The 22,052-nt window shown below is 70.7% G+C and carries 17 protein-coding genes; 11 read left to right on the top strand and 6 right to left on the bottom strand.

Annotated elements, in window-relative coordinates:
* The 5 genes from ACIG5F_RS10185 to ACIG5F_RS10165 all read left to right on the top strand — a co-directional run bounded on the left by ACIG5F_RS10185 (position 1) and on the right by ACIG5F_RS10165 (position 6,057).
* On the top strand, positions 1 to 1,188 hold the full coding sequence (locus ACIG5F_RS10185; RefSeq protein WP_396517149.1) for a PucR family transcriptional regulator: 1,188 nt from the start codon (positions 1 to 3) through the stop codon (positions 1,186 to 1,188).
* A gap of 228 nt (positions 1,189 to 1,416) precedes the next feature.
* Complete coding sequence (locus ACIG5F_RS10180) at positions 1,417 to 3,693, top strand: molybdopterin cofactor-binding domain-containing protein (RefSeq protein WP_396517148.1); 2,277 nt, start codon at positions 1,417 to 1,419, stop codon at positions 3,691 to 3,693.
* Between the two features lie 11 nt (positions 3,694 to 3,704).
* Positions 3,705 to 4,181 (top strand): (2Fe-2S)-binding protein, encoded by a 477-nt coding sequence (locus tag ACIG5F_RS10175; protein WP_396517147.1) that lies wholly within the window; start codon positions 3,705 to 3,707, stop codon positions 4,179 to 4,181.
* Between the two features lie 135 nt (positions 4,182 to 4,316).
* Positions 4,317 to 4,838, top strand: a complete 522-nt coding sequence (locus ACIG5F_RS10170; protein WP_396517146.1) for a PadR family transcriptional regulator — start codon at positions 4,317 to 4,319, stop codon at positions 4,836 to 4,838.
* Position 4,839: 1 nt separating this feature from the next.
* Positions 4,840 to 6,057 carry a cytochrome P450 gene (locus ACIG5F_RS10165; protein ID WP_396517145.1) on the top strand — a complete coding sequence of 406 codons (1,218 nt, stop codon included), beginning with the start codon at positions 4,840 to 4,842 and terminating at the stop codon, positions 6,055 to 6,057.
* An 84-nt stretch (positions 6,058 to 6,141) separates the two neighbouring features.
* Here ACIG5F_RS10165 and ACIG5F_RS10160 read toward each other — a convergent pair whose 3' ends face one another.
* The 4 genes from ACIG5F_RS10160 to fabG all read right to left on the bottom strand — a co-directional run bounded on the left by ACIG5F_RS10160 (position 6,142) and on the right by fabG (position 9,602).
* Positions 6,142 to 6,765, bottom strand: a complete 624-nt coding sequence (locus ACIG5F_RS10160) for a response regulator (protein WP_396517144.1) — start codon at positions 6,763 to 6,765, stop codon at positions 6,142 to 6,144.
* Positions 6,762 to 7,892 (bottom strand): sensor histidine kinase, encoded by a 1,131-nt coding sequence (locus ACIG5F_RS10155; protein ID WP_396517143.1) that lies wholly within the window; start codon positions 7,890 to 7,892, stop codon positions 6,762 to 6,764. The genes ACIG5F_RS10160 and ACIG5F_RS10155 overlap by 4 nt, the downstream gene beginning before the upstream one ends.
* 207 nt (positions 7,893 to 8,099) lie before the next feature.
* A complete protein-coding gene (gene fabI, locus ACIG5F_RS10150) occupies positions 8,100 to 8,867 on the bottom strand; it encodes an enoyl-ACP reductase FabI (RefSeq protein ID WP_396517142.1) in 768 nt (255 codons plus the stop codon).
* A gap of 30 nt (positions 8,868 to 8,897) precedes the next feature.
* Positions 8,898 to 9,602, bottom strand: a complete 705-nt coding sequence (gene fabG, locus ACIG5F_RS10145; protein WP_396517141.1) for a 3-oxoacyl-[acyl-carrier-protein] reductase — start codon at positions 9,600 to 9,602, stop codon at positions 8,898 to 8,900.
* Positions 9,603 to 9,675: 73 nt separating this feature from the next.
* On the opposite strand from fabG, the gene ACIG5F_RS10140 reads away from it, so the two are divergent.
* Together ACIG5F_RS10140 and car are read left to right on the top strand one after the other, a co-directional pair.
* Positions 9,676 to 12,402 (top strand): FAD-binding and (Fe-S)-binding domain-containing protein, encoded by a 2,727-nt coding sequence (locus ACIG5F_RS10140; protein WP_396517140.1) that lies wholly within the window; start codon positions 9,676 to 9,678, stop codon positions 12,400 to 12,402.
* A gap of 110 nt (positions 12,403 to 12,512) precedes the next feature.
* Positions 12,513 to 15,932: a carboxylic acid reductase gene (gene car / locus ACIG5F_RS10135; RefSeq protein WP_396517138.1), complete on the top strand. Its 3,420-nt coding sequence runs from the start codon at positions 12,513 to 12,515 to the stop codon at positions 15,930 to 15,932.
* A 78-nt stretch (positions 15,933 to 16,010) separates the two neighbouring features.
* Here the strand turns inward: car and ACIG5F_RS10130 are convergent, their stop codons facing one another.
* Positions 16,011 to 17,087, bottom strand: a complete 1,077-nt coding sequence (locus ACIG5F_RS10130) for a hypothetical protein (RefSeq protein ID WP_396517137.1) — start codon at positions 17,085 to 17,087, stop codon at positions 16,011 to 16,013.
* Between the two features lie 127 nt (positions 17,088 to 17,214).
* On the opposite strand from ACIG5F_RS10130, the gene ACIG5F_RS10125 reads away from it, so the two are divergent.
* The 4 genes from ACIG5F_RS10125 to ACIG5F_RS10110 are packed head-to-tail and all read left to right on the top strand — an operon-like array spanning position 17,215 to position 21,468.
* The gene (locus tag ACIG5F_RS10125; RefSeq protein WP_396517136.1) at positions 17,215 to 18,519 is read left to right on the top strand and encodes an MFS transporter; all 1,305 of its coding nucleotides are present in this window, start codon (positions 17,215 to 17,217) and stop codon (positions 18,517 to 18,519) included.
* Positions 18,520 to 18,528: 9 nt separating this feature from the next.
* Entirely contained in the window at positions 18,529 to 19,188 is a 660-nt protein-coding gene (locus ACIG5F_RS10120) for a response regulator transcription factor (RefSeq protein ID WP_396517135.1), read from the top strand.
* Position 19,189: 1 nt separating this feature from the next.
* The gene (locus ACIG5F_RS10115; protein ID WP_396517134.1) at positions 19,190 to 20,539 is read left to right on the top strand and encodes a sensor histidine kinase; all 1,350 of its coding nucleotides are present in this window, start codon (positions 19,190 to 19,192) and stop codon (positions 20,537 to 20,539) included.
* Positions 20,536 to 21,468, top strand: coding sequence for a TAXI family TRAP transporter solute-binding subunit (locus tag ACIG5F_RS10110; protein ID WP_396517133.1), 933 nt, complete (start codon positions 20,536 to 20,538; stop codon positions 21,466 to 21,468). Before ACIG5F_RS10115 ends, ACIG5F_RS10110 begins: the two co-directional genes overlap by 4 nt.
* On the opposite strand, the gene ACIG5F_RS10105 is transcribed toward ACIG5F_RS10110, so the two are convergent.
* Entirely contained in the window at positions 21,424 to 22,041 is a 618-nt protein-coding gene (locus ACIG5F_RS10105; protein ID WP_396517132.1) for an NADPH-dependent FMN reductase, read from the bottom strand. The two genes, ACIG5F_RS10110 and ACIG5F_RS10105, sit on opposite strands and share 45 nt — an antisense overlap.
* Positions 22,042 to 22,052 lie beyond the last annotated feature (11 nt).

The raw sequence follows: 22,052 nt of genomic DNA, 5'->3' as shown, positions 1-22,052 counted from the left end.
GTGGAGCAGAAGGCGGCGCGGATGCTGGCCGACGGCGTGCTGGCCCGGGTGCCGGACCTGGCCGACGAGCTGGTGCGGGTCATCGCCGAGCAGAACCCCGGCTACCGCCGGATCAACGTGGTGACCCAGGACGATCTGCGCACATCCTGCCGGGACAACATGATCAGCGTGTTGCGGCTGATCGGCCGCGACGGCGCCGACGAGGAGCAGCTCTACAGCGCCGCCCGCTGCACCGGCCGGCGGCGGGCCGAGCAGCGCATGCCGCTGGACGACGTGCTGCGCTCCTTCCGGCTCGGCGGACGGCTGCTGTGGCAGGCGTTGGTGGAGCAGGCCCGGGCCGACGGCACCGTGGACGCCGAGGGGCTGCTGGAGATCGCCACCTGGCTGTGGGAGGTCGTCGACTCCACGTCCGCGCAGGTCGCGGCCTCGTACCACGTCGCCGAGCAGCAGCTGGTGCGCATCGACGAGCAGCGGCGGGCGACGCTGTGGGAGGGCCTGCTTCGCGGGCGGGCCAAGGACTTGGCCTTCGCCCACGAGGCCGCGCGCATCATCGGGCTGCCGGTCGACGGGCCGTACGCGGCGGTCGTCGCCGACGTCGAGAACGTCAACGCGCCGACATTCCTCCAGCAGCTGCTGGCCGAGCACGGCATCGACTCGGCCTGGCAGCTGCGGGCCCACATGCTGGTGGGACTGCTCTCCTTGGATTCACCCGAATTGGGCATTGTGCTGAAGGTGCTGCGGGATTCCCTCACCGTGCCCGCCGGCATCTCCCTGGTCGTGCCCGGCCTCGCCGACGTCGACGTCGCCTACCGGCAGGCGATGCTGGCCCGCCGCTCCATCCAGCTCGGCCGGGTCGAGATCGCCGCCCTGGCCGACCGCCTGCCCGAGGCCCTGGTGCTCAGTTCCCCCGAACTCGCCGAGCACCTCATCCGGCTGCGACTCGGGCCGTTGCTCAAGATCCCGGTGGGCGAGCGGCGCATCCTGCTGGACACCCTGGAGGCCTGGGTCGCCACCGCCGGCTCGGTCAGCCGGACCGCGGAACTGGCGCACTGCCACCGCAACACGGTGATCAACCGGCTCAGCCGCATCGAGGCCGTCACCGGCAACGACCTGAGCGACGTCCCCCACCTGGAGCTGTCCCTGGCCCTCAAGGCATCCCGGCTCCTCCCGCCCGGCCCCCTGGCCTGACTCCCCAAGATCAAGGGACCGTTCCTCTCGTTGAACGTCAGGAAGGGCCCCTTCATGACGTTCAACGTCAGTAAGGGGCCCTTCATGACGTTGGTTCCGCACCTGCGGGGCGGTGGGGGCTGCCGGGCCGCAGGTGCGACTGCTTGTGCAGCGTGCACAGTCCGGCTACGCCAGAAGTAGGCATCCACGTCATGGCGACCGGATGTGAGCGGTGACACACTCCGCGCCATGGCCGAAGACCTCCGTCGCCGTAGGTTCCTGGGTTATCTGCTCGCCGCCCCGACGCTGGCCGTCGCGGTGCAGTGGTTCGATCCGCCCAAGGCCGACGCCGCCGTGCCCACCCTGCCCCAGCCCGCCGAGATCTTCGACCTCGGCGATCTCCAGAACCTGGCCGCCGCGCCGACCGCGAACCTGGTGTCGGTGCAGATGAACCGCGACGGCAGCGCCTCGTTCGCGGTGCCAAGGGCCGAGGTCGGCCAGGGCATCACCACCGCCGTCGCGATGATGGTGGCCGAGGAGCTGGACCTGCCGCTGGACAAGGTCAGCGTCACGTTGGCCGACGCCCGGCCGGAACTGCTGATGAACCAGCTGACCGGCGGCTCCAACTCGGTCCGCAGCATCTACACGCCGGTGCGCACGGCGGCGGCGATCGCCCGGGCGCGGCTGGTGTCGACGGCCGCGAACCAGTGGGGCGTCAAGGATTCCGAGCTGACCACCCGCAACGGCGTGATCAGCCACCCCAGCGGCCGGACCGCCACCTACGCCTCGCTGGTGGTGGCCGCGGCCAGTTCCAAGGTCGAGGCGGCCACCGTGCAGCTCAAGGCCGCCTCGGACTTCAAGGTGCTGGGCACGCCGCAGAACCGGATCGACGCCCGCGACATCGTCATGGGGCGCAAGACCTTCGGCATGGACATGCAGGTGCCGGGGGCCAAGCCGACCATGGTCCGCCGGCCGCCGACGATCAACGGCACCGTGCGCTCGGTCAACAACAAGGCGGCCGTGCTGGCCATGCCCGGCGTCACCGACGTGGCCGCGGTGTCCAACGGCGTCGCGGTGCGGGCCGACACCTTCGGCCAGTGCATCGACGGCCTGCGCGCGCTGGACGTCACCTGGGGACCGGGCACTGTGGACGGTCAGTCCGACGCGTCGGTGTCGGCGCAGCTGAAGAAGGCCGAGCTGCCGATGCTGGTGCCGGGCCTGCTGACCGAGGTGCTGGACGCCGAGTTCACCTTCGCCTTCGCCAGCAACAGCCCGCTGGAGACCGACAACGCCATCGCCGACGTGCGCAAGGACTCGGCCGAGATCTGGTCCAGTCTGAAGGTGCCGATCGTCGCCCAGGAGGACATCGCCGCCCAGCTCGGGCTGCCGGTCGGCGCGGTCAAGGTGCACGTGGTGCAGGGCGGCGGCTCGTTCGGCCGGCACCTGTTCCACAACGTGGCCGCCGAGGCCGCGGAGATCTCGCAGAAGATGGGCAAGCCGGTCAAGCTGATGTGGTCGCGCACCGACGACTTCCGGCAGGGCCGCACCCACCCGATGTGCACCTCGCGCATCCGCGTCACCTACGCGCTGGGCAACGTGGTCAGCTACGAGCAGCGGCACACCAGCGTGCAGACCGAGTTCAGCCACGGCCTGGGCGAGATGCTCACCTCGTTCGCGGCCAAGCTGCCCATCGCCGGCAATCTCAGCTTCGCCGAGTCGATCTTCCTGCTGACCCAGTCCTCGCCCTACAACTTCGGCGTCACCACGCAGCTGCTCAACGAGATCCCCAACAAGTTCAACACCGGCAGCATGCGCAACATCTACTCCCCCAACGTGGTCACCGCGCAGGAGCTGGTGGTGGACCAGCTGGCCGCGAAGATGGGCAAGGACCCGGTGACCTTCCGCCGGGCCTTCCTGCGCGACGAGCGGATCAAGGCCGTCTTCGAGAAGGCCGTCCAAGTTGGAAAGTGGGGTCGCGCGCTGCCGGCCGGCGTGGCGCAGGGCATCGCCGTGCACTCCGAGTACCAGGGCGCGGTGTGCTGCCTGATGGAGGTCGACGCCCGGCCGGAGACCGTGAACCGGCCGATCACCGACGGCGTCACCGGGCCGCGGGTGACCAAGGCGCTGCTGGTGGTCGACCCCGGCTTCGCCGTCAACCCGCGCGGGCTGGAGGCGCAGATGATCGGCGGCATCAACGACGCCATCGCCATGGCGCTCACGTCCAGCCTGCACATGAAGGACGGCCTGCCGCTGGAAGGCAGCTGGGACAACTACTTCTACACGCGCCAGTGGAACACGCCGCTGGAGACGCAGGTGGTGATCGCGCCCAGCGGCGGCACCCCCAGCGGCGCCGGTGAACTGGCCGTCGCCCCGGCGATGGCCGCCGTCGCCTGCGCCTACGCCAGGGCCGTCGGCACGATGCCGACCACGTTCCCGATCAACCACGGCACGCTGAGCTTCGAGCCCTACCCGGCCGAGCCGTCCACCCCGCAGTCGCCCACCGACGGCCTCGACTCCGCCTTCTGAGGAGAACCCGCATGTCCAGTCACACCTTCGTGCTCAACGGCGAGCGGGTCACCGTCGAGGTCGCCGACGACGTCCGGCTGCTGTGGGTGCTGCGCGACCTGCTCGGCGTCACCGGGCCCAAGTACGGCTGCGGCCTGAACGTGTGCAAGGCCTGCACCTCGCACATCAACGGCAAGGCGTTCAACCCCTGCTCGGTGCCGGTGTCGGCGATCAAGGCCGACGACGAGATCACCACCATCGAGGGCCTGCCGGCCACCGTCGGCCAGGAGCTGCACCCCATGCAGGAGGCCTGGCTGGACACCGACGTCGCCCAGTGCGGCTTCTGCCAGCCCGGCCAGATCATGACCGCGGTGGCCCTGGTCCGCAAGGTCAAGGCCGAGGGCCGGGCCATCACCGACGCCGACCTGGACTCCATCCGCAACATCTGCCGCTGCGGCACCTACTCCCGCATCCGCACCGCCATCCGCGCCGGCGCCGCCAAGATGTGACGCCCGGTTCCGACATGCGATGAAGGGGCCCTTCCTGACGTTGAACGTCAGGAAGGGCCCCTTCATGACGTTGGGCACCCTGCGTCTCATAGGTCACCGTGACATAGGGTGCCTCCCTAGGTTACTGTGACCTATGTGTGGGTGGACATCGTGATGCTGGCCAACCTCGCCAAGGAGCCGGCACATGGCTACGAGCTGCGACAGCGGGTCGAAAAGGGCCTGGGGACGACGCTGTCGAACAACTCCCTGTACCCGACCCTGCGCCGGTTCACCGAGGCCGGAGCGGTCACCAGGACGCCGCAGGCCCAGCGCGGCCGGCCGACCCGGCACGTGTACGAGATCACCGAGGTCGGCGTCGAGATGCTGCACGACATGCTGGCCGAACTGCCCGAGGACCTGGCCGGCGACAACGCCGAGTTCATGGCCCGGCTGGCCTACTTCGACCGGCTGACCATCGCCGAGCGGCTCGCCGTGCTGGAGGCCCGGACCCGAGCGGTCCTCGCCCGCGCCGCGCGCACCGACGAGCATATCGCCGACGTGGACCAGGACAGCTGGACCCGCATCGCGCTGGACGAGGTGCTCAGCCGCTCACACGCCGAGCTTCGCTGGCTCGAGACCCTCCGCGTCCGGGCCACGGAACCACCACTGGAGGACTGACATGACCACCACCGAACCCCGGCTGCAACTGCCGTTCCGCCGGGCCACCGCGGTCGACATCGCGCCGCTCTACACCGTGCTGAACCGCGAGACCGCGCCCATCGAGGTGCTCACCCCGGCCGGCGACCCGGCCTGGCTGGTCACCCGCTTCGAGCAGGCCCGGCAGATCTTCGCCGACCCGCGCTTCGGCCGCTCGCACCCGGCTCCCGAGCAGGCCTCGAAGATCTCCGACGCCGGCATCCTCGGCGGCCCCAGCGTCACCGCCTTCGAGGACGAGGAGGCCTCGCACAAGCGGATGCGGTCGCTGCTGGTGCCGGCCTTCTCGGCCAGCCGCATGCGCAAGCTCACCGAACACGTCCAGGAGCTGGTGGACGCCCGCGTCGACGAGATGATCGCCGCGCACGACGCCGACCCCGGCAAGCCGATCGACCTGCACTCCACGCTGTCGTTCCCGCTGCCGGTGCTGGTGATCTGCGAGCTGCTCGGCGTGCCGTTCGAGGACCGCGACTACTTCGCCGCGCTGTCCAACCGGCAGGGCCGGATGGACATCGGCGGCGAGGCCCAGGCCGCCGCCGAAGAACTGCGCGAGTACATGCGGCGGCTGGCCGACAAGAAGCGGACCGACCTCAAGGAGGACGTGGTCAGCGACCTGATCAAGGCCCAGGCCGAGGACCCCTCGTTCAGCGAGGCCGAGATGATCCGGATGGCCGCCAGCCTGCTGTTCGCCGGGCACGAGACCACCATGACCCGCATCGACATGGGCACCGTGTTCCTGCTGTCCGACCTGGCCCGCCGCGACCGCTTCGCCGCCGACCCCGACGGCCAGGCCCAGGCCACCGTCGAGGAGGTGCTGCGGTTCACCGCGACCGGCGACATCGGCCTGCTGCGCTACGCCCGCGAGGACGTCGAGATCGACGGCGTGACGATCAAGCGCGGCGACTGCGTGCTGCTGTCCAACAACGCCGCCAACCGCGACCCGTCGGTGTTCACCGACCCCGACGACTTCGACCCGACCCGCTCCCCCAACATCCACCTGGCCTTCGGGCACGGCGCTCACTTCTGCATCGGCGCCAGCCTGGCCCGCACCGAGCTGCGGGTCGCCCTGTCCACCCTGTTCCGCCGCATCCCCGGCCTGCGCCTGGCCGTCGACCCGTCCGAGTTGGAGGTCCGCCCCGGCTCCGTCGCCGGCGGCCTGGTGTCGCTCCCCGTCACCTGGTAACCGGCTTCCCCCCTCCCTTTTCCCCCACATGTGGCCCACAGTCCGCGTCCGGAGTCGAATGTGGGCCACATGCGGCAGGAAAAGTCAGAGGTCGCCGTTGGCTATTCTCAGCGCGAGTTGGGTGCGGTCGCGCAGGCCCAGCTTGCGCAGGGTGCTGGAGACGTGGTTCTTCACGGTGCCCTCGGTGATGAACAGCTCGGCGGCGATCTCCCGGTTGGACGCGCCGGCCCCGACCAGGCGGGCGACCTCGACCTCACGGCTGGACAGCGCCGGCACTGCCGGCAGCTCCCCGCGCAGCTGGGCGACGACCCGGCCGGCGACCTGGTCGCTGAGCACGGTCCCGCCGGCCGCCGCCCGGTGAATGGCGGCCACCAGGTCCTCCGGGGACGCGTCCTTGAGCAGGAAGCCCCTCGCCCCCGCCTTCAACGCCCCGAACAGGTACTCGTCCTCGTCGAACGTCGTGAGCACGATGCTGGCGATCGCCGGGTGGTCCGCGGTCAGCCGGGTGATCAGCTCGATGCCGTCCATACCCGGCATCCGGGCGTCGACCAGGGCGACATCGGGCCGGCACGCCGGCACCACGGCCAGCGCGTCCGGCCCGCTGCCCACGTCGGCCACGATCTCGATGCCGTCCTCGATCTCCAACAGCTTGCGCAGCCCGCTGCGCATCAGGATCTGGTCGTCGACCAGCAGCACCCGCACTGTCATCTGCGCCGCACCGGCAGGTCGGCCCGCAGCTCGAAGCCGCCGGCGGGGGCGTTGCCGGCGGCCAGCACGCCGCCGGCGGCCTCGGCCCGCTGGCCCAGCGAGGACAACCCGAAACCCCGGTTCAGGTCGGCCGCGCCGTCGCCGTCGTCGCCGATACGCAGCGACACCCGGTCGCCCTCGAAGCGCAGCACCGCCTCGGCCCGGTGGGCGTTGGCGTGTCGCAGCACGTTGGTCAGCCCCTCCTGGAGCACCCGGTACAACACCACCTCAGTGTCGCCCAGCAGCGGCTGCTCCGGGCCGTGGACCCGGAAGTCCACCTCGATGCCGGTGCCGTCGAAGGTCCGGGCCAGCTCGGCCAGCGCCTGGCTGCCGGTCCGCCCCTCCAACGCCAGCGGCCGCATCGCCCGCACCCAGCGCCGGGTGTCGGCCAGCGCCTCCCTGGTCAGCTCCTTGGCCTGCGCGACCTCGACCCAGGCCTGCTCGGGCCGCTTGTCCCGGAACCGTTCCGCGTTGGTCAGCCCGACCTGGATGACGGTCAGGTAGTGGCCCACGGAGTCGTGCATCTCGCGGGCCATCCGGGCCCGCTCCTCGGCCACCGACAGCTCCCGCACCTGGTCGGCGTAGGCGCGCAGCTCCTGGTGCGCCTCGGCCAGCTCGCCCAGCAGCCGCTGGGTCTCGGTCCGCCGCCGCCGGGCCTCGGTGACGGCCGAGGCCAAGCCGGTGACGAACACGGTCAGCACCAGCACGACCAGGCTCTGGATGCTGGCCGCCAACACCGTGTAGCCGGGATAGGTCAGCGTGTCCACGAAGGTGAACGCCACGAAGCACGCGGCGACGACCACGGTGGCCCGCACCCCGAACACGAAGGTGCAGTTGGCCAGGGCCAGCAGCAGCCAGATGTCGGTCGAGTTGTACGAGGACAGCAGGCTCAGCGCCAGCATGCCGACGATGAACGGGAGCAGCGCCAGCTTGCGGGGCAGCGGCGCGATCGGATCCCACGGCATCGCCAGCCACGCCACCGTCAGCACGCCGAGGCAGACCAGCGGCCACAGCCCGTACGGCTGCGGCTGGCGGGCGAAGTTGGTCACCTCGGCCGCCGTGACCACCACGATCGTGGCCCAGAACATGGCCCCGTACAGGGCCGGACGGCCAGCGGCCCGGTCGGGGGGCCACCCTACCCGACCGGGCCGTCGAGACTCCTGCGCTGGCTGATGCGTCGACTTGTCGGAGCCCACGCCTGGTAACGGTAGCCAGCGCGGGCCCGAGAAGCATCGCCCCGGCGGCATGCCGCCGTCCCATGACCAAAGTCATGGGTGTGCGGGGCCGAAGTCCCCTTACATGCCGACGGCGTGCAGACCGCCGTCCACCCACACCATCGAGCCGGTGGTGGCCGGCAGCCAGTCCGACAGCAGCGCGCACACCGACTTGGCGACCGGCTCGGCGTCGGTCGGGTCCCAGCCCAGCGGGGCCCGCTCGGTCCACTGCTTGTCCAGGTCGACGAAGCCCGGGATGGACTTGGCGGCCATGGTGCGGACCGGGCCGGCGGCGACCACGTTCACCCGGATCTTGCGCGGACCCAGGTCGCGCGCCAGGTAGCGGGTCACCGACTCCAGCGCCGCCTTGGACACGCCCATCCAGTTGTACGCCGGCCACGCCACCCGGGCGTCGAAGTCCATGCCGACCACCGAGCTGCCCTCGGTCATCAGCGGCAGCAGGGCCTTGACCAGGGACTTCAGCGAGTACGCGGACACCTGCACCGCGGTCGCCACGTCCTCCCAGGGGGCCTCCATGAAGTCGGCGCCGAGGGTGGAGGGCGGGCCGTAGGCGATCGAGTGCAGCACGCCGTCGACGCCGTCGATGTGCTCGCGCACCTTGGCCGGCAGCGCCTCCAGGTGCGCCGGGTCGGTGACGTCGAGCTCGATCACCGGCGCCTCCTGCGGCAGCCGCTTGGCGATCCGCTCGACCAGGCTGAGCCGGCCGAACCCGGTCAACACCACCTTGGCGCCCTGCTCCTGCGCCACCCGGGCCACGTGGAAGCCGAGCGAGGCGTCGGTGATCACCCCGGTGATCACCAGGCGCTTGCCGTCGAGCAGTCCGGTCACGTGCTTTCCTCTCCTACCGTTCTCGGTTTGTCAGTGGCCCATGCCGAGGCCGCCGTCGACCGGCAGCACCGCGCCGTTGACGTAGGCGGCCCCGTCCGAGGCCAGGAAGGTGACGGCGGCGGCGATCTCCTCGGCCGCGCCGAACCGGCCGGCCGGGATCTGCGCGAACGTCTTGTCCTTGACGTCCTGCGGCAGGTCGGCGGTCATGTCGGTGTCGATGAAGCCCGGGGCCACCACGTTGGCGGTGATGTTGCGGGAGCCCAGCTCGCGGGCGATGGAGCGGGCCACGCCGATCAGGCCGGCCTTGCTGGCCGCGTAGTTGACCTGGCCGGCGCTGCCGGTCAGGGCGACCACCGAGGAGATGTAGATGATGCGGCCCCAGCGGGCCCGCAGCATGGCCCGGTTGGCCCGCTTGGTCACCCGGTAGGCGCCGGTCAGGTTGGCGTCCAGGACGCGGGAGAACTGCTCCTCGGACATGCGCATCAGCAGCGTGTCGTCGGTGATGCCGGCGTTGGAGACCAGCACCTCCACCGGCCCCTGGTGGGCCTCGATCTCGGTGAACGCCAGGTCGACCTGCTCGGCGTCGGTGACGTCGCACTTCACCCCGAACAGGCCCTCGGGCACCGCCGAGCCGCGATGGGTGATCGCGACCTTGTCGCCCTGGGCGGCGAACGCCTGCGCGATGGCCAGGCCGATGCCGCGGTTGCCGCCGGTGACCAGTACGGACCGTGCCACTGATGCTCCTCGTCTCGCGGGTGTCGCGTGCGAGGCTATCTGTTACCGGCCGGTCGGCCCGCATCGGTGGTAAGTGATAGAGGTGACGTCGAGGCTGGTTGAGCGGCTGCGGGCCGAAGTGGACGGCGAGGTCCTGGCCGATCCGGGGACACGGGCGATGTACGCGGCGGACGCGTCCAACTACCGCCATGTGCCGCTGGCGGTGGCGCGGCCCCGGACCGTGGACGCCGCGGTGGCGGCGGTGGGGGTGGCCGCCGAGCTGGGCGTTGCGATCACCAGCCGGGGCGCGGGCACCAGCATCGCCGGCAACTCCTGCGGCGAGGGGCTGGTGCTGGACTTCTCGCGGCACCTGAACCAGGTGTTGGACGTCGACCCGGCTTCGCGCACGGCGGTGGTGCAGCCGGGGGCGGTGCCGGATGTGGTGAACGGCATAGCGGCTCGGCACGGCCTGCATTTCGCGCCCGATCCGTCCACGCACAGCCGGTGCACGATCGGCGGGATGATCGGCAACAACGCCTGCGGGGCGCACTCGGTGGCGTGGGGCAAGACCGTCGACAACGTCGAGGCGCTGGACGTGCTGCTGCCGGACGGGACCCGTTTCGACGCCGGGCCGGTCACCTCCGACGTGCTGCCGGTGCATGGATCGCTGCGGGCCTTGCGGGACGAGGTGATGGCGGCGGTGCGGACCGGATTCCCCCGCATTCCCCGCCGGGTGTCCGGCTACAACCTCGACCAGTTGTTGCCGGAGAACGGTTTTCACGTGGGGCGGGCGCTGGTCGGCAGTGAGGGCACGTGTGTGACCGTGCTCGGCGCGACCGTGAAGCTGGTGCCGCTGCCGCAGCGGCGTTCGTTGGTGGTGCTGGGTTTCGAGGACACCTACGCCGCCGCCGACCAGGTCGTGGCCTTGCTGTCGCTGGACGTGCTGGCGATCGAGGGCGTCAACGAGGACATCGTGTCGATCCTTCGGCGGCGCAAGCCCGGCACCCCGGGGCTTCGCGCGTTGCCGGAGGGGCGGAGCTGGCTGTTCGTGGAGACGGCCGATCCGGACGCGGTGGTCGCGGCGATGCCCGGCGCGACGGGCTCCGTTGTCGTCTCGGATCCCGCGCGGATGCGGGAACTGTGGCGGATTCGGGAGGACGGGGCCGGTCTGGCCACGCGGATGCCCGACGGGGCCGAGGCCTGGTCCGGCTGGGAGGACGCCGCCGTGCCGCCGGCGCGACTCGGGGCGTACCTCCGGGATTTCGACGCCCTGCTCGGCCGGCACGGCCGGCGCGGGCCCACCTACGGGCACTACGGCGACGGCTGCCTGCATGTGCGCATCGACTTCGACCTGGCCGGCCCCGGCTATCGGAAGTTCCTGGAGGAGGCCGCGGATCTCGTTGTCTCCCATGGCGGTTCGCTGTCCGGAGAACACGGCGACGGGCAGGCCCGCTCGGAGCTGCTGCCACGCATGTACTCCCCCGAGATCATGGCCGCCTTCGGCCGTTTCAAGGCCATCTTCGACCATCGGGGCCTGATGAACCCCGGCCGTATCGTCGATCCGCTGCCGCTGGACGCCGATCTCCGTGTGGTGACCGGCCGGGCGCGCATTCCCGTTGAGCTTTCCCTTGCCCTGCACGCCGATCAAGGCTCCCTCGCCGCCGCCACCCGGCGCTGCGTCGGCGTCGGCAAGTGCCTGACCACCTCCGGCGGCGTGATGTGCCCCAGCTATCGGGCCACCCGTGAGGAGAAGCACTCCACTCGCGGCCGGGCCCGGCTGCTGTCCGAGATGCTCAACGGATCGGTGATCCGCGACGGCTGGAAGTCCGAGGAGGTTCGCGACGCCCTGGACTTGTGCCTGTCCTGCAAGGGATGCAAGCGGGACTGCCCGGTCGACGTGGACATGGCGAGTTACAAGGCCGAGTTCCTGCATCAGCACTATCGGGGCCGGCTGCGGCCCATGTCCCACTACTCCATGGGTTTCCTGCCGCTGTGGCTCGCCCTGGCCCCGGGCCTGGTCCGGATGCTCGGGGATGTCAGCGTGGTCAAACGACTGGGCGGCATCGATCCTCGCCGCCGGATGCCGTTGGTGCACGGCCGGTCCTTCCGGTCCTGGTTCAAGGGCCACGAATCCGTTGCCGGAGAACCGGTTGTGGTGTTTCCCGACACCTTCACCGACCACTTCGACCCCCAGGTCGGCATCGACGCCGTGACCGTGCTCGAACATCTGGGCTTCCAGGTTTCCCTGCCGCCCAAGCGTGTCTGTTGTGGACTGACCTGGATGTCCACCGGCCAACTCGGCGCCGCCAGGCGGGTTTTGACCCGCACCGCCCGGATTCTGGACGGCGCCACCGCGCCGGTGGTGGGTCTGGAGCCGAGTTGCACTGCTTTTCTGCGCAACGACGCCCTTGAGCTGACCGACGACCCCGCCGTCGGCCGCTTGGCCGGCCGCGTGCGCACCTTCGCCGAGCAGGTCGCCCCGGTGATGAAGCCCTTGGGGGACATGACCGCGGTCATGCAACCGCACTGCCATCACTACGCCGAACTCGGCCTGGAGGCCGACCGTGCCGTGTTCGACAGCGCCGGCATCGACGCCACCGTTCTCGACGTCGGCTGCTGCGGACTGGCCGGCAACTTCGGCTTCGAGGCCGGCCACTACGACGTGTCGGTCGCCGTCGCCGACCACGCCCTGCTGCCCGCCATCCGCGCCACCGACTCCCCTGTCCTCGCCGACGGCTTCAGCTGCCGCACCCAGATCCGCCAGCTCAGCGGCAAGGAACCCGTGCATCTGGCGACCCTGCTGGCTGGGATGATCAGGTAGGCGGGTCGGACCGAGCCGATCTCGTCACGTCGGGTTGACGCCCGCCCGAGCTGAGTCCAATAATAGGACTTAGCAGGTGGACCACCTGCGTCCACTGGGGAAGGCCAGTCATGTTCACCACTTCCTACGTCGCGCGCCCGATCCTCGACGAGCGGGTGCGCAGCCGCGCCGCCCGGCTCTATGCCACCGACCAGCAGTTCCGTGACGCCCGGCCGGACGACACGGTCACCGAGGGGCTGCTCGCGCCGGACGTGTCGCTGGGCCGCCAGCTCGACCTGGTGTTCACGGGGTACGCGGACCGGCCCGCGCTGGCCGAGCGGGCCACGGAGCTCGTGGTCGACCCCGCGACCGGCCGCACCACCCGGCAACTCCTGCCGCGCTTCGACACCGTCACCTACGCGCAGGTCCGGGAGCGTGTGGCCGCGATCGCCGCCGAACTGCGGCAACACGACGAACACCCGCTGCGCCCCGGCGACGTCGTCGCCACCATCGGCTTCGCCAGCGGTGACTACACGGCGATGGACCTGGCCTGCGTGCACACCGGCGCGGTGACCGTGCCGTTGCAGAACAGCGCCACCGCGGCCCACCTCAAGCCGATCATCGCCGAGATCGAGCCGCTGGTCATCGCGGCCGGGGTCGAGTTCCTGGACGTCGCCGTCGACGCCACCGCGGAAAGCGCTTCGCTGCGGCGGATCATCGTGTTCGACTACCACCCCGAGGTGGACGACGAGCGCGAGAAGGTCGAAGCGGCCCAGCAGCGCCTGGCCGGCCGGCCCGTCGTCATCGACACACTGTCCACAGTGGCCGATCGAGGCCGGGCACTGCCGCCGGTTCCCTACCACGAGTGGGAATCCGACGAGCTCGCGCTGTTGATCTACACCTCCGGCAGCACCGGAACCCCCAAGGGCGCCGAGTATCCGGCCCGGCTGGTCTCCGACATCTGGCGCGGCTGGCTGCCGACCGACTTCAGCCTGCCCTGCATCGCCGTCAGCTATCTGCCGATGAGCCACGTGCTGGGCCGGGTCCTCCAGGCCCGGCCGCTGGCGCGGGGCGGCATCTGCCACTTCCCGGCCCACAGCGACCTTTCGACCCTGTTCGAGGACTTCGAGCTGGCCCGGCCGACCGAGCTGGTGCTGGTGCCCCGCATCTGCGACACGCTCTACCAACGCCACCAGGGCGAGGACCCGGCCACGCCGCTGGTCGGCGGCCGGGTCCTGTACGCCGGCTCGGGCTCCGCGCCGCTGTCCGACGAGGTCAACGACTGGCTGGCCGAGCGGCTGCAACTGTCCATGGTGGACGGGTTCGGCTCCACCGAGGCCGGCCCGATCATGATCGACGGCGAGCTCATGCGGCCGCCGGTGCTCGACTACAAGCTCGACGACGTGCCGGAACTGGGCTACTTCAGCACCGACACCCCGCATCCGCGCGGCGAGCTGCTGCTCAAGACCGCGAGCATCATCCCGGGCTACTACAAGCGGCCCGAGGTCACGGCGGAGGTCTTCGACGCCGACGGCTACTACCGCACCGGCGACATCATGGCCGAGACCGCGCCGAACCACCTCGTGTACGTGGACCGGCGCAAGAACGTGCTCAAACTGGCCCAGGGCGAGTTCGTCGCGGTGTCCACAGTGGAGGCGTTGTTCGCCGCCAGCCCGCTGGTGCGGCAGATCTACGTCTACGGCAGCAGCGAGCGCGCCTACCTGCTGGCCGTGGTGGTGCCCGCGGACAACGCCGACAAGCCGGCGATCGCCAAGTCGCTGCTGGAGATCGCCCGGGAAGCCGGCCTCAACTCCTACGAGGTCCCGCGTGACTTCCTGATCGAGACCGAGCCGTTCAGCACCGCCAACGGACTGCTCTCCGACGCCCGCAAGCTGCTGCGCCCCCGGCTGCGTGAACGCTACGTCGACCGGCTGGAGCAGCTCTACACCGAGCTCGCCGAGCGGGAAACCAGTGAGCTGCAAGCACTTCGGGCGGCCGGCCGCGACCAGCCGGTGCTCGACGCCGTGCTGCGGGCCGCCCAGGCCGTGCTCGGGCGGTCGGCCGAACCGCCTCGGCCGGACACCCACTTCACCGACCTGGGCGGGGATTCCCTGTCCGCGCTGACGTTCGCCAACCTGCTCAAGGAGATCTTCGACGTCGACGTGCCGGTGGGTGTGGTCATCAGCCCCACCAGCACCCTGCGGCGACTGGCCGAAACCGTCGCGTCGGCGGTGGAATCGGAGACCGCTCGCCCCACCTTCGCCTCGGTGCACCCCACCGGCGAGGCGCTGGCGGCCGATCTCAAGCTGGCCAAGTTCATCGACGCCGCGACGCTGGCCACCGCCGCCTCACTGCCGTTGCCGGAAGGTCCAATCAGGACGGTGCTGTTGACCGGGGCCAACGGCTACCTCGGCCGATTCCTGTGCCTGGAGTGGCTGGAACGGCTGGCCCCCGTGGGCGGCAAGCTGATCTGCGTCATCCGCGGCCGCGACGCCGAAGCCGCGCGGGCCCGCCTGGACGAGGTGTTCGACAGCGGCGATCCCGAACTGCTGCGCCACTACCGTGAACTCGCCGCCGAACACCTGGAGGTCCTGCACGGCGACATCGGCGACCCCGACCTGGGCCTGGACGCCGAGACCTGGCAGCGCCTGGCCGACACCGTCGACCTGATCAGCCACCCGGCGGCGCTGGTCAACCACGTTCTCCCCTACGACCAGCTGTTCGGCCCCAACGTCGTCGGCACCGCCGAGCTGATCCGCCTCGCCCTGACCAGGAAGCTCAAGCCGATCACCTACCTGTCGACGGTCGCGGTGATCGACGGCAGCGCCACCATCGCCGACGAGGACGCCGACATCCGCGTCACCAGCCCGGTCCGCGAGCTGAACGACAGCTACGCCAATGGATACGCCACCAGCAAGTGGGCCGGCGAGGTGCTGCTGCGGGAGGCCAACGACCTGTGCGGGCTGCCGGTGTCGGTGTTCCGCTCCGACCTGATCCTCGCGCACAGCCGCTACCGGGGCCAGGTCAACGTGCCGGACGTGTTCACCCGCCTGCTGCTCAGCCTCATCGCCACCGGCATCGCGCCGAAGTCCTTCTACCGCCCCGATTCCGGCCCCGCGCACTACGACGGCCTGCCGGCCGACTTCACCGCCGAGGCCATCACCGCCATCGGGTCGGACACCCACCCGGGGTATCGCACGTTCAACGTGCTCAACCCGCACGCCGACGGTGTCTCCCTGGACGTGGTCGTGGACTGGCTGATCGCCGCCGGCGTGACCATCACCCGTGTCGACGACTACGCCACGTGGTTCGAGCGGTTCTCCCGGAGCATCCGCGCCCTGCCCGAGAAGCAGCGCCGCAACTCCGTCCTGCACCTGCTCCAGCCCTTCGCCGCCCCGGCCGAGGCCGTCAACGGCGCCGGCGTCCCGGTCGACCGCTTCCACGCCGCCGTCCGCGCCGCCGAGATCGGCCCCGACAAGGACATCCCCCACATCACCGCCGACCTCATCCACAAATACGTCGCCGACCTCCGCCACCTCACCCTCATCTGAGCACAGGGCCTCATCTGAGTGTAGGAAGGGGGCTTTCCTCCACTCCGAGTGGAGGAAAGCCCCCTTCCTAGCGCGGAATCACACCGTGAGCTCCGGGTCCCACCACCAGGTTGCTGACGGGATCGCCGGCGGCGCCTCGGCGTCGGCCGGCGGCCGGGAGGTCCACGAGCCCACGGTGTGCACGGCGTCGGGCGAGCGACCGTCCGGGTTGCGGTAGCGCTGGGCTTGCAGGCCCCACTCCAGGTTGCCGCGCAGCAGCCGGGACAGGCAGTCCAGGTAGTGGCGCAGCGGCTCGCTGGCCGACGGCAGCACGGCATCCCGCAGCTGGACGAACCGGTAGGTCATCCGGTTGACCAGCTCCACCGACTCGGCCAGGGCGTTCTCGACTCCCGGCTCCCGGGCCATGATGTCGATCAGGTTCAGCTTGCAGTCCGACGGCGTCGTCTCCCGCCGCGCGAACCAGGTCTCCTTGCCGTACGAGAAAAGGTCGTCGTCGAAGGCGGCGATGGTGAACGCCAGCTCCGACAGCGCGCGCACGGCCGGCGAGTCCAGTTCGGCGGCCGGGATCTCCGCGCCGTCGACGATCTCGATCCAGCTGGTGGTGGCCAGCCCGCCGGCGGTGTGCTGGCGCAGGTGGGCGTAGTCGTTCAGGCTCGGCGTGACGTCGGCGAGCTTGCACCGCAGCTCCCACAGCACGCCCAGGTACCAGGCCCGATGCCCCTCCACCAGCCGCCGCACCTGGGTCGGCGTGCCGAACTTGTGCGCCCGCCGGGCCAGATCCCGCACGGGCTCGAGGAACACGTCGCCGTCGAGGCGGGCGTCGGGCACCTCCAGCGCCCGCACCACCCGCGTGGCGATGTCGACGAACTGCCGGCCGGCGGTGCTGGGCGCGACCTCGTCGCAGTTGATGTCGTCGAAGGCGAACATCAGGAAGCACCAGTCGACGGCCATCTGCAACCGCTCGGTCGCCGCCGCCGGCATGATCCGGCCGTAGAAGCCGGCGCAGTCGTTGGCCCACAGCCGCGGGCCGCCCAGGCCGTAGCGGGACAGCCAGTCGGCGCCGCGGCTCTCCAGCAGGTCGGCGTCGGGATGGGTGGCCACCGGCACCGGGCAGTACCGCGGGGGCAGCTCCACGATCAGCTGGTCGTCGGTCATGACGGCCAGGGTGGCCCGGCCCCGGGCGGCCCACATCACGCGATCGCGTAGGTCGAAACCCTAAGCGGATGTAAAGCGTTGGCCGTTGTCCTTGTCGCCGACCGGCCCGGACCTGACATTGAGCGCCATGACTGTCAACGTCAACGCGGACGTGCGGCCGGGTCGCCGGGTGATCGGCAACGTGCTGCGCGGGTCCATCGGCAACCTCATCGAGTGGTACGACTGGTACGCCTACACCGCGTTCAGCCTGTACTTCGCCAAGGTCTTCTTCCCGGCCGGCGACACCACCGCCCAGCTGCTCAACACCGCGGGCGTGTTCGCGGTCGGCTTCCTGATGCGGCCGATCGGCGGCTGGCTGATGGGCCGCTACGCCGATCGCTACGGCCGCCGGGCCGCGCTGACGTTGTCGGTGGCGATGATGGCGGCCGGTTCGCTGGTCATCGCCCTGACCCCCGGCTACGACTCGATCGGCGTGGCCGCGCCGCTGCTGCTGGTGGCGGCCCGGCTGGCCCAGGGGATCTCGGTCGGCGGCGAGTACGCCACCTCCGCCACGTACCTGTCCGAAGTGGCCACCCCGGGCAAGCGGGGCTTCTACTCCAGCTTCCAGTACGTGACGCTGACCGCCGGCCAACTGGTGGCGCTGGGCGTGCAGATCATCCTCCAGAACACGCTGTCCTCGGCCGAGATGGCGTCCTGGGGCTGGCGGATCGCCTTTGTCATCGGGGCGCTGGGCGCGCTGGTCGTGATGTGGCTGCGGGCCACCATGGACGAGTCGCAGGCGTTCGTGAACCAGGCGGCCTCGGGCCTGCCCGCGAACGAACGCGGCAGCCTGCGGGTGTTGTTGCAGCACCCCAGGGAATGCCTGCTGGTGTGCGGGCTGACGCTGGGCGGCACGGTCGCGTTCTACACCTACACGACCTACCTGCAGAAGTTCATGGTCAACACCAGCAAGATCGACATCAACGCCGTGACCTGGGTGAACTTCCTGGCCCTGCTGGCCTTCGTGGTGATCCAGCCGCTGGCCGGCGCGCTGTCGGACCGGGTCGGGCGGCGGCCGCTGCTGCTGTTCTTCGGCATCGCCGGCACCCTGCTCACGGTGCCGCTGCTGAGCCTGCTGGCCGGCGCCCGCACCCCGGCGCTGGCGTTCCTGATCATGCTCGGCTCGCTGGTCATCGTCACCGGCTACACCTCGATCAACGCCATCGTGAAGGCCGAGCTGTTCCCCACCAACGTGCGGGCCATGGGCGTCGGCCTGCCGTACGCGCTGACCGTGGCGATCTTCGGCGGCACCGCCGAGTACATCGCGCTGTGGCTCAAGCAGGCCGGGCACGAGTCGGTGTTCTTCTACTACGTCGCCGGCTGCGTGCTGGTGTCGTTGGTCGTGTACGCGACAATGCGCGAAACCACCAAGGAATCGGCTCTGGATGATTAGGTGACAGGCGTGCGCGTGTTACTGGTCGAGGACGACGAAGGCGTCGGCAAGGCCCTGGTCGAGGCGCTGGCCACGGCCGGCCACAGCCCGACCCGGGTCGAACGCGGCGCGGACGCGCTGACCGGGCACCACCGGGCCGACCTGGTGCTGCTCGACCTGGGCCTGCCCGACATGCACGGCCTCGACGTGCTGCGCAAGCTGCGGCGGGTCACCGACCTGCCGGTGCTGGTGCTGACCGCGCACGGCGACGAGCGGTCCGTGGTCCGCGGCCTGCGCCTCGGCGCCGACGACTACCTGGTCAAACCGGTCCGGCTGGCCGAGTTGCTGGCCCGGATGGAGGCGGTGTCCCGGCGGGCGGCGGCGCGGACCACGCCGCCGCCGACCGTGGTCGAGCTCGGCGACGTGCGGGTCGACCTGCACGCCCGCCAGGTCTTCGCCGGCGGCGAGCTGATCCCGTTGACCTCCAAGGAGTTCGACGTGCTCGCCGCGCTGGCCGTGCGGCACGGGGCCGCGGTCAGCCGGCAGCAGCTGATGGACGAGGTGTGGGGCGACGCCTACCTGGCCATCTCCCGCTCGCTCGACGTGCATGTGGCGCAGCTGCGGGCCAAGCTGCGCCGGCCGGGGCTGCTGATCACGATCCGCAACTTCGGCTACCGGCTCGGCGGCTGAGGTGCGGACCCGACTGCTGGTGGTGCTGCTGGTCTTCTCGGTCACGGCCGTGGCCGCGTTCGCGTTGCCGCTACTGATGGTGACGGCGCGCGAACGCACCCAGCAGCTGTCCATCAGCCGCACCGCCGATCTCGACCGGTTCGCCGGGCTGACCCAGCAGGACGACGAGGAGCAGCTGGTCAGCGAGGTCACCCGGTTCACATCGCTCTACGGGGAGCCGGTGATCGTGGTGAACGCGCAGCGGCAACCCATCGTCGCCACCGGTGGACTCGGCGTGAACAACCCCGACATCGCCCCGGTGATCGACTCCGCGTTGCGCAACCAGCCCGCGCCCGGTCTGGACGACGTGCTGCCGTGGTCCACTTCGGACGTTCTGCTGGCCCGGCCCATCGGCATCGGCTCCCGGGTCATCGGGGCCGTGGTCATGCGGGCCTCGGTGCGGGCCGCCGCCTCCGACGTCGCCGGCGGCTGGGCCGTCATCCTCGCCGGGGCGTTCGCCGCCCTCGTCGGCTGTGTGCTGCTCACGCTCGTGCTGGCCCGCTGGGTGCTGCGGCCCCTGGCCGAGCTTTCCCGTGGTCTCGGGGCCGTCGCCGCCGGGCAGCTGGCCCATCTCCGGGGCCGGGACGGTCCCCGTGAGCTGCGGGAGCTGGCGTCGTCGTTCAACCGCATGTCCGACGCCGTCAGCTCGGCCGCCGAGCAGCAGCGCCGGTTGATCAGCGACGCCTCCCACCAGCTCCGCAATCCCTTGGCCGCCTTGCGGTTGCGCGTCGACTCGCTGGCTCCTCGGGTCGTGCCCGACGGTCAGGCGTCCTACCACTCGGCCGTCGCCGAGGTGGAGCGGCTGGAGTCCCTTTTGGACGGTCTGCTGGCCATGGCCCACGCCGAGCACACCGCCACCCGGCTGGCCGCCTCCCCCGACCCCGACACCTGCCTCGCCGGCGCGGTTGTCCTGGACCGCATCGACTTCTGGTCCGTCGCCGCCGCCGACGCCGACGTTTCCCTGCGATACGGCGACATCGACGCCTCCCTGGAGGTCCGCTGCCCCGAGCACGACCTCAGCCAGGTCCTCGACGTCGTGCTCGACAACGCCATCAAGTACGGCGGCTGCGAGGTCACTGTCTCGTGCACCACCGCCGCGATCACCGTGGTGGACAACGGCCCCGGTCTCAGCGCCACGGAACTCGCCTTGGCCACCACCAGGTTCTGGCGCTCACCCCGCGCAGGGCACCCCCGGGGCAGCGGCCTCGGCCTGCCCATCGCCGAACGCCTGATCACCGCTCGCGGCGGGCGATTCTCCTTGCAGGCCGGCGAACACTCCGGGCTGGCCGTGATCATCGAGCTGCCGTCATGAAGCGGCGCGCCTTCCTCACCGCGACCCTCGCCGGCACCCTCGCCGCCGCCTGCACGAGTACCGGCCCGTCGCGCTCGCTGACCATCGCCGCCGGCGAGTCCGGCGGCTTCTACCTCGCCTTCGGCCGGCTGCTGGCCGCCCAGATCAACGTCGCCCAGCCGTGGTTGCGGTGCACCGCCGTGGAAACCCTGGCCAGCGTGGCCAACATCGACCTGCTGCGCACCGGCAAGGCCGACCTCGCCCTGGTCCTGGCCGACACCGCCCGCTCGGCCAGTTCCGGCCTCGCGCCGTTCGGCACGCCGATCGACCTGCGGGCCATCGGCCGCGTGTACGAGAACTACCTGCAACTGGTCGTCCGCAACGACTCCCCGGCCCAGTCGGTGTCCGATTTGGACGGTCGCACCGTGTCCCTCGGCGCTTCCGGCTCCGGCGCCGCCCTCACCGGCGACCGCATCCTCGCCGCCGCCGGCATCACGCCCGTCGTGCGGCATCTTCCCTTGGCCGACGCCGTTTCCGCCCTCGCCGCCGGCGCCATCGACGCCCTGCTCTGGTCCGGCGGCGTCCCCACGCCCGCCCTGGCCAAACTCGATTCCTCCATCGGCATCCGGCTTCTGCCCCTGGAAGGCGTGCTCCCCACCCTGCGCGCCAGCTACGGCATGCTCTACGAGCAGCTCCCGGTGCCCTCCGGCGGCTACCGCTTCGTGCACCAGGTGCCGACCATCGGCGTGGCCAACCTCCTCGTCGGCTTGGCCACCCTGCCCGACGATGTCGCCGCGGCCGTGGCCGAAGTCCTGGTCACGCGGGCCGACCAGCTCGTGCCGCAGGAGGCCCTCGGCACCCAGTTCCTCGACATCCGGACCCTCATCGGCACCTCCGACATCCCGCTACACCCCGGCGCCGCCCAGGCCTACCGACGTCTGCACGGCTGAGGGTTGAGCGCCGATGGCGCCGACCAGTTGCGCGTCGACGGCCCGGACCTGATCACGGTACGGCCGCAGGGTGGCGTCGACGTCCTTGAGCTGCCAGTCCTCATCGACATCGGCTTCGGTGACGACCAGTTCGAGCTGCTGGTCCACGGTGCGCATGTGCAGGCCCTGCAACACGCTGCTCAGTTGAGCGACGGCCCGGTTCCCGCCGCGGGTGCCGTAGCTGGCGACGGCCGCGGGCTTGTCCCGCCACTCGTCGTAGAGGAAGTCCAGCGCGTTCTTCAGCACGGCGGGATAGCCCCAGTTGTACTGCGGGAACACGAACACGAATCCCTGGTAGGAGCGCACGGCTCGGCTCCAGCTCTTGGTGTGCTCGTGCTCGTACCGGCCCAGCGCGGCCATGAGCGGCTCGTCCAGCATGGGCAGATCGATCTCCGCCAGGTCCAGCAGTTCGTAGGACAACGGGCTGCCGCTCTGCAACCGGTCCCGGATCCAGCCGGCGATGCCCGGGCAGATGCGGCCCGGCCGCGTGCTTCCCACCACGACCGCGATCCGGCCGTCAACGATGTCAGACATGCTCGCACTCC

Source organism: Kutzneria sp. NPDC052558, from assembly GCF_044547355.1.
Lineage (GTDB): Bacteria > Actinomycetota > Actinomycetes > Mycobacteriales > Pseudonocardiaceae > Kutzneria.
Note: the sequence above shows the minus strand (reverse complement) of the source record. Positions and strands in the feature narration are given on the sequence as shown.